Source organism: Microcystis sp. M49636_WE2, from assembly GCF_030065375.1.
GTDB lineage: Bacteria > Cyanobacteriota > Cyanobacteriia > Cyanobacteriales > Microcystaceae > Microcystis > Microcystis aeruginosa_C.
In genome coordinates, this window is sequence record NZ_JASJFG010000065.1 from 1 (window position 1) to 6,692 (window position 6,692).

6 protein-coding genes are annotated in these 6,692 nt (G+C 41.9%); all 6 read left to right on the forward strand.

All coding sequences use genetic code 11. The features are described from left to right. Nucleotides 1-273 precede the first annotated feature (273 nt). Nucleotides 274-663 carry a hypothetical protein gene (locus PX484_RS01475; RefSeq protein WP_002803382.1) on the forward strand — a complete coding sequence of 130 codons (390 nt, stop codon included), beginning with the start codon at nucleotides 274-276 and terminating at the stop codon, nucleotides 661-663. Nucleotides 664-746: 83 nt separating this feature from the next. Continuing rightward, entirely contained in the window at nucleotides 747-1,820 is a 1,074-nt protein-coding gene (gene bchI, locus PX484_RS01480) for a magnesium chelatase ATPase subunit I (protein WP_002803387.1), read from the forward strand. 71 nt (nucleotides 1,821-1,891) lie between these two features. Continuing rightward, complete coding sequence (locus PX484_RS01485; protein ID WP_288102707.1) at nucleotides 1,892-3,316, forward strand: AAA family ATPase; 1,425 nt, start codon at nucleotides 1,892-1,894, stop codon at nucleotides 3,314-3,316. Beyond that, on the forward strand, nucleotides 3,313-4,002 hold the full coding sequence (locus PX484_RS01490; RefSeq protein WP_072924024.1) for a retron system putative HNH endonuclease: 690 nt from the start codon (nucleotides 3,313-3,315) through the stop codon (nucleotides 4,000-4,002). Before PX484_RS01485 ends, PX484_RS01490 begins: the two co-directional genes overlap by 4 nt. 74 nt (nucleotides 4,003-4,076) lie before the next feature. Further along, nucleotides 4,077-5,168, forward strand: coding sequence for a glycosyltransferase family protein (locus PX484_RS01495; RefSeq protein WP_287767272.1), 1,092 nt, complete (start codon nucleotides 4,077-4,079; stop codon nucleotides 5,166-5,168). A gap of 121 nt (nucleotides 5,169-5,289) precedes the next feature. Continuing rightward, nucleotides 5,290-6,692 (forward strand): ABC1 kinase family protein (locus PX484_RS01500; protein WP_288102708.1); only part of this gene is annotated, 1,403 nt, incomplete at its 3' end.

The following is a 6,692-nucleotide window of genomic DNA, read 5'->3' on the forward strand; positions in this document are numbered from 1 at the left end:
ATAATTCAGTTATCAGTTATCAGTTATCAGTTATCAGTTATCAGTTATCAGTTATCAGTTATCAGTTATCAGTTATCAGTTATCAGTTATCAGTTATCAGTTATCAGTTATCAGTTATCGGTTATCAGTTATCAGTTATCAGATTTGAGTTTTCAGTTCACTGATTACTGTTCACTGAAAACACTTCCTAATTCATAATTCATAATTCCTAATTCATAATTCATAATTCATAATTCATAATTCATAATTTATAATTCCCCACTGATAAATGAAATGGCCGATTCTGAACTACAGCAACAAGTCCAAAGATTACATCGACTGACAGTATGGGGTCGTTGGTTATTCGTGTTGGGTTGTTGGTTAGGGATTGGTTCGGCGAGTTTATGGGTTTTATGGGATGATATAGCCTTAATGCGGCAATATTTTACTTGGACAGCCCTAAGATACGCTTTAGCTTTCAATTACTGGCCTTCTATCGGTCTAGCCTTTTGTCTTGCCATTACAGGAGCAGTGTTAGTCTGGCAAAGTCGCAACATTATTTTAGGACTTTCCCCCAGAGAAAAACTGCGCTTAGAGCAACGGGTGCGGAAAATTCGGGACGAAGGGTCGCGTCATCCCCTCTGGCGCTGGATCTTAAAAAGCAGGGAAAAAGACTTACAATGATAAAGCTTTGCTGAAAGCTGACGGCTAGAACCCCCACTAGATATAATTCTTTACGCAACAACTATTGACTTTTGAATCCACTTATGACCGTGACTCCCCAAGCTCCTCCGAAAACTCGCCGCGTGGTTTTTCCCTTCACCGCTATTGTCGGCCAGGAAGAAATGAAATTATCCCTAATGCTCAACGTCATCGACCCCAAAATTGGCGGGGTGATGATTATGGGGGATCGAGGTACGGGAAAATCGACCACAATTAGGGCTTTAGCCGACCTTTTACCAGAAATTGACGTAGTTGCTAACGATCCCTTTAATTCTGACCCCAATGATCCCGATTTAATGAGCGATGAGGTGCGGCAAAGGGTGGACGAGGCCATCCCCTTGACCATTGCCAAGAAAAAAGTCACTATGGTAGATCTGCCCCTCGGTGCGACGGAGGATCGGGTCTGTGGCACGATTGACATCGAAAAAGCCCTGTCAGAAGGGGTAAAAGCTTTTGAACCAGGATTGCTGGCCAAAGCTAACCGCGGCATTCTCTATGTGGATGAAGTCAATTTACTTGACGATCACCTCGTCGATGTGCTATTGGATTCGGCCGCTAGTGGTTGGAATACGGTGGAACGGGAAGGAATTTCCATCCGTCACCCGGCCCGGTTTGTTTTGGTGGGATCGGGCAACCCAGAAGAGGGAGAATTGCGCCCACAACTGCTCGATCGCTTTGGAATGCACGCCGAGATTCACACCGTCAAAGAACCACCTCTACGGGTCAAAATCGTGGAACAGCGTGCGGAATTTGATGGCAATCCCCTCTCGTTTTTAGAGAAATATAACTTAGAACAGGAAGAACTGCAAAGAAAGCTAGTGGAGGCCCAAAATCTTTTGCCTTCCGTTGAGCTTGATTATGATCTGCGGGTGAAAATTTCCGAGGTTTGTTCCGAGTTGGACGTGGATGGATTGCGCGGCGATATCGTTACCAATCGCGCCGCTAAAGCTCTGGCCGCTTTAGAAGGACGGACAACTGTGACGGTAGATGATATCCGTCGGGTAATTGTTCTCTGTTTACGTCACCGTTTGCGGAAAGATCCCTTAGAATCGATCGATTCTGGTTATAAAGTCTTGAAAGCTTTTAATCGCGTCTTTGGATTAGAAGAAAATTCCTAAACCCCACTTCACCCTCTCCCCGAAGAGAGGGTTTTTGACTGGATTTAGAGATGAAGGCCAAAAAGGGCTAGATGTGGCCAAATAAGCTAGAATTTTATCGATCGCTGTTATTCTCTGGGGGAATGTCCATGTGGGTTGAAAGTATAAAACTCGAAAACATTAAATGCTTCCAGAATCAAGAGATTAAATTTATTAGTAATCCCAATAATCAACGTCATTGGCGCACTAAACCTTATCATTGGATCACTTTATTGGGAGAAAATGGAGTAGGAAAAAGCACGATTTTACAGGCTTTGGCTTTACTGCTCGCTGGACCAGAAGCAGCCAAAGAATTATTACCACGTCCGACTGGTTGGATATGTAATCCCAAGACACCGGGTAAATTAACCGCAGTGCTTCATCAAGAAGATGGGGATGCGGGAAAATTTGGTACGGATAAAACTCGAAAAACTTTTGCTTATTCCTATTTTGTTACAGGCAAGGAAAGGTTAGAGTTAGGAGGCAGTAAGGACAAACAAACCTATACAGAACCAGCATTAATCGAAGAAAATACTAAAATTTTAAGTTGGTTGCGAGCCAATGCTTTTGCCTCCGATAATCATGGTTGGTTTGCCGTCGGTTATGGAGCTTTCCGTCGTTTGACACGAGTGAGTCAAGTGATCATTCCTAGTCTTGAACCTCCGAAACGCTCTAGCAACTTTTTCAGCCAATTTAATGAGGATACATCTTTAAGTTCTTTTGAGAGATGGATGGTGTATTTAGATTATCGAATAGCCAAAAATCCTGAAGATAGTCAAGCCAAACAAATGAAAAAAATCGGCGAAGAAGCAATTACTAAACTGTTACCCGGTAATGTAGAAATTGCTGAAGTAACTGCCGATGCCTTGATTCAGTTTCTAGTTAACGGTCAAAAAGTTCCAACCATTAGTTTATCCGATGGTTTTCGGAGTATGATTGCTTTAGCTGGGGATTTAATTTGGCGATTATTACAATCCTTCCCCAATCTAGATGACCCCACAAAGGCTTCTGGAGTCGTCTTAATCGATGAGTTAGATATTCATTTACATCCTTCTTGGCAAAGGGAAATTGCTGGATGGTTACAGGAAGTTTTTCCCAACCTTCAATTCTTTGTCGCTACTCATAGTCCTTTAATCGCTGCCGGTGCGGGGGAAAAGTCTTTAACCCTACGAATCGATCTGGTAGCGGGTGAATCAGAGATTGTAGAAATTCCTTATTTAGAATTAGCGGCTAATGTTGATCGTACTTTAACAAGTGCTGCTTTTGGTTTGAAATCAACCTTTCCCACTGAGACAGAAAATAAAATTAAGCGTTACCACCAACTAAATCGTAAAAATAAAAATCTGGCAGCAGAAGAAAAGCAAGAATATGAACAACTGTCATTATTTGTTCAAGACGTTAAACCCTTTGGCGAAATTAGTCAACCTAATAGTTTAGAATCCCGAATTGATGCCTTACTAGAGGAGCGTTTGTCTTGATTCCTGTCACCAGAATATCAGAGCCACCCGTATTAGCTAAAAATGCCGCTCGTTGGCTAGAGGCTTTAGAATCAATAAAATCAAACAACAAGGCAACTAAAGCTCAAATTAACCAAGCACAAAATAAATACAGTCATCCGCAAGTTAAAGACGCATTAGTTAAAATGTTTAATGGGAAATGCGCTTACTGTGAAAGTAAGATTACAGTGGTAACTTACGGAGCGATCGAACATTTTTATCCAAAAAGCCAGTATCCTGATCTGACTTTTACTTGGGAGAATTTACTGCTTTCTTGTGATAAATGTAATGATGCCAATCACAAAGGCACAAATTTTCCTCTCGATGATATCACAGGAAATCCTCTGTTAATAGACCCCACGGATGGAGTAACCGATCCGAATACACATCTTGAATTTGTTTGGGATGAAATGGCAAAATTGGCCAGTGTTTATGGTCGGGATCGACGTGGTCAAATTGTTGAAGATTTGTTCGATCTCAATGGTATGCGTGGACGAAAAGAATTAATTAACTATCGTAGTCAATATATTAAAAGGTTGTTAGCATTATTACGTTTAGCAAAACAAGGAGACTCGGAGGCTTTATCTTTACTGCAAGAAGCTTGTCAATCGGGAGCGGAATATTATGCTTTTGCTAGTATTTATATACTGCCTCATTTGCCTCCCTAAAATCAGGGGTAATTATTATCTACAGTCTGAAAAACAAAATTTCTCGCTTATTATTCTCACCCTACTTGATATTTATGTCTCGTCCTGTTGTTTATTTTGCCGTTACTAATCATGGTTTTGGCCATGCTGTCCGCAGTGCTTCGGTAGTAGCTAATATTATTGAACTTAATCCCGAAATTTTGCCGATATTAGTCACCACGGCCCCGCGCTGGTTATTAGATTCCTATATATCCGGAGAATATATTCAAAGACCCCGGGGGTTTGATGTGGGGGTAATCCAATCGGATAGTTTAACGATGGATAAATTAGCTACCAAAGAAAAACTAGAACAAATAATTGCTCAATCAAGGGCAATTATTGCCAGTGAAGTTAATTTTATTAAAACTAATCGTGTGGGTTTAGTTGTGGCCGATTTACCGCCTTTAGCGGCACTAATTGCCAAAAGTGCGGGGCTTCCTTGTTGGATGATTGGTAACTTTGGCTGGGATTTTATCTATCGTGATTGGGGTGAAGAATTCGCCAGTATTAGTGATTGGATCAGTCGTTGTTATAATCAATGTGATCGCTTGTTTAAACTGCCTTTAGCAGAAGCAATGACAGCATTTCCTCACATTACAGAAGCAAATTTAACCGGGGGGACACCCCGCTACAGTGAAGAACAATTGCGACAGGAATTTAAGCTAAATGCCCCTAAAGAAAAAACTATTTTATTGAGTTTTGGGGGGTTAGGATTAGAAGCAATTCCATATAATAACCTCGCCAGTTTTCCCGATTGGCAATTTATCACTTTTGAAAAAAACGCGCCCGAATTGCCCAATTTAATCCGCCTACAGGATAAACCAGAGCGGAGCTATCGTCCCGTGGATTTTATGCCCCTATGCGATCGAATTATTTCCAAACCAGGATATAGTACCTTTGCCGAGGCTTTAAAATTAGAGGTTCCGATTGTTTCCCTGATGCGAGAAGGTTTCGCCGAATCAGCGATTTTATTGGCCGGAATTCAAGATTATAGTTATCATCAAATTATTAGCAGTGAAGAATTTTTTCAAGGTAATTGGGACTTTTTACGCCAAGCTCCCCAACCGCCCAGATTAAAGGTTAAACTGGCTAAAGATGGTGCAGAATCGATAGCGAGAGCTATCGTAGAATACTTTGAGAGGCAATAACCCTCCAGGGTAAAGTTGACGGCCAACCTGAACATAGAACTAGGGAGACAGAAACAAGATCGGGCAGCAAGCCGATACTTGTTACAATAGTTTACAAATCACCCTGCCCCGTCACCGAACTATGTCCGAACAGATGATCTCCCCAGAGACGCAAAACCCAGAAGCGATTACCGTTGAAGTGCAGCCCGTGCATATTCCCGAAGAGCATCGGGAAGATATCGGCCCCATGGATGACAACGTAGCCGAGAGTTGGCGCTACAATCCCCAAGTTATTAACGACTATTACCGTGGGCGACCTCTAGACGTTGTGGGGAGATTAATCGAAATTGCCCTGCCGGTTTTATCTTTTGTCATCGGTATCTGGTGGGATAAACTGCGGGGAAAATCGCCAAAAAATGAAATTAGACGGGCCGTACAATTGCGGGAAATGTTGACCAAATTGGGACCGACCTATATTAAAATCGGTCAAGCTCTCTCTACCCGGCCTGATTTAGTACCACCTTTATATTTAGAAGAATTAACCACTCTACAGGATCAAATACCCTCTTTTCCTAACGAAATTGCCTATCGTTTTATCGAGGAAGAATTAGGTTATTCTCCCGAGGAAATTTACGCAGAATTATCCCCCAATCCCATAGCGGCCGCTTCCCTAGGACAAGTTTACAAAGGTAAATTAAAAACCGGAGAGAAAGTCGCCGTTAAAGTACAGCGTCCCGATTTGATTCGCTGTATAACTTTAGATGTGTATATCATGCGTAGTTTGGCGACTTGGGTGAAAGGTAATATTAAAAGACTTCGCTCCGATTTAGTGGCAATTACCGACGAATTAGCCGCTCGTATTTTTGAAGAAATTAATTATCTTCACGAGGGACAAAACGCCGAAAAATTCGCTCAACTTTATGGTCACATTGCCGAAATTTACATCCCCAAAATCTACTGGAAATATACTGGGCGACGGGTTTTAACCATGGAGTGGGTGGACGGCACAAAATTAACTAATATCAAAGAAATTCAAGCTCAGGGTATTGATGCCACCCACTTAGTTAATGTGGGGGTGCAGTGTTCTTTGCGTCAATTACTTGAACACGGATTTTTCCATGCAGATCCCCATCCGGGTAATTTATTAGCGACTCCCGACGGTAAATTAGCTTATCTTGATTTCGGCATGATGAGCAATATTGAACCCTATCAACGCTACGGTTTAATCGAAGCGGTGGTGCATTTAGTCAACCGGGATTTTGAGTCTTTGGCCAAGGATTACGTTAAGTTAGACTTCCTGTCACCAACTACCAATTTAGAGCCAATTGTTCCCGCTTTTTCGGAAGTTTTCGGTAATGCTTTGGGCGCGAGTGTGGCAGAATTAAACTTTAAAAGTATCACCGATAAAATGTCGGCGATGATGTATGAGTTTCCCTTTCGAGTTCCTGCCTATTATGCCCTGATTATTCGCTCGATGGTGACTTTAGAGGGAATAGCGATTGGCATCGATCCTAATTTTAAGGTACTGAGTAAAGCCTATCCTTA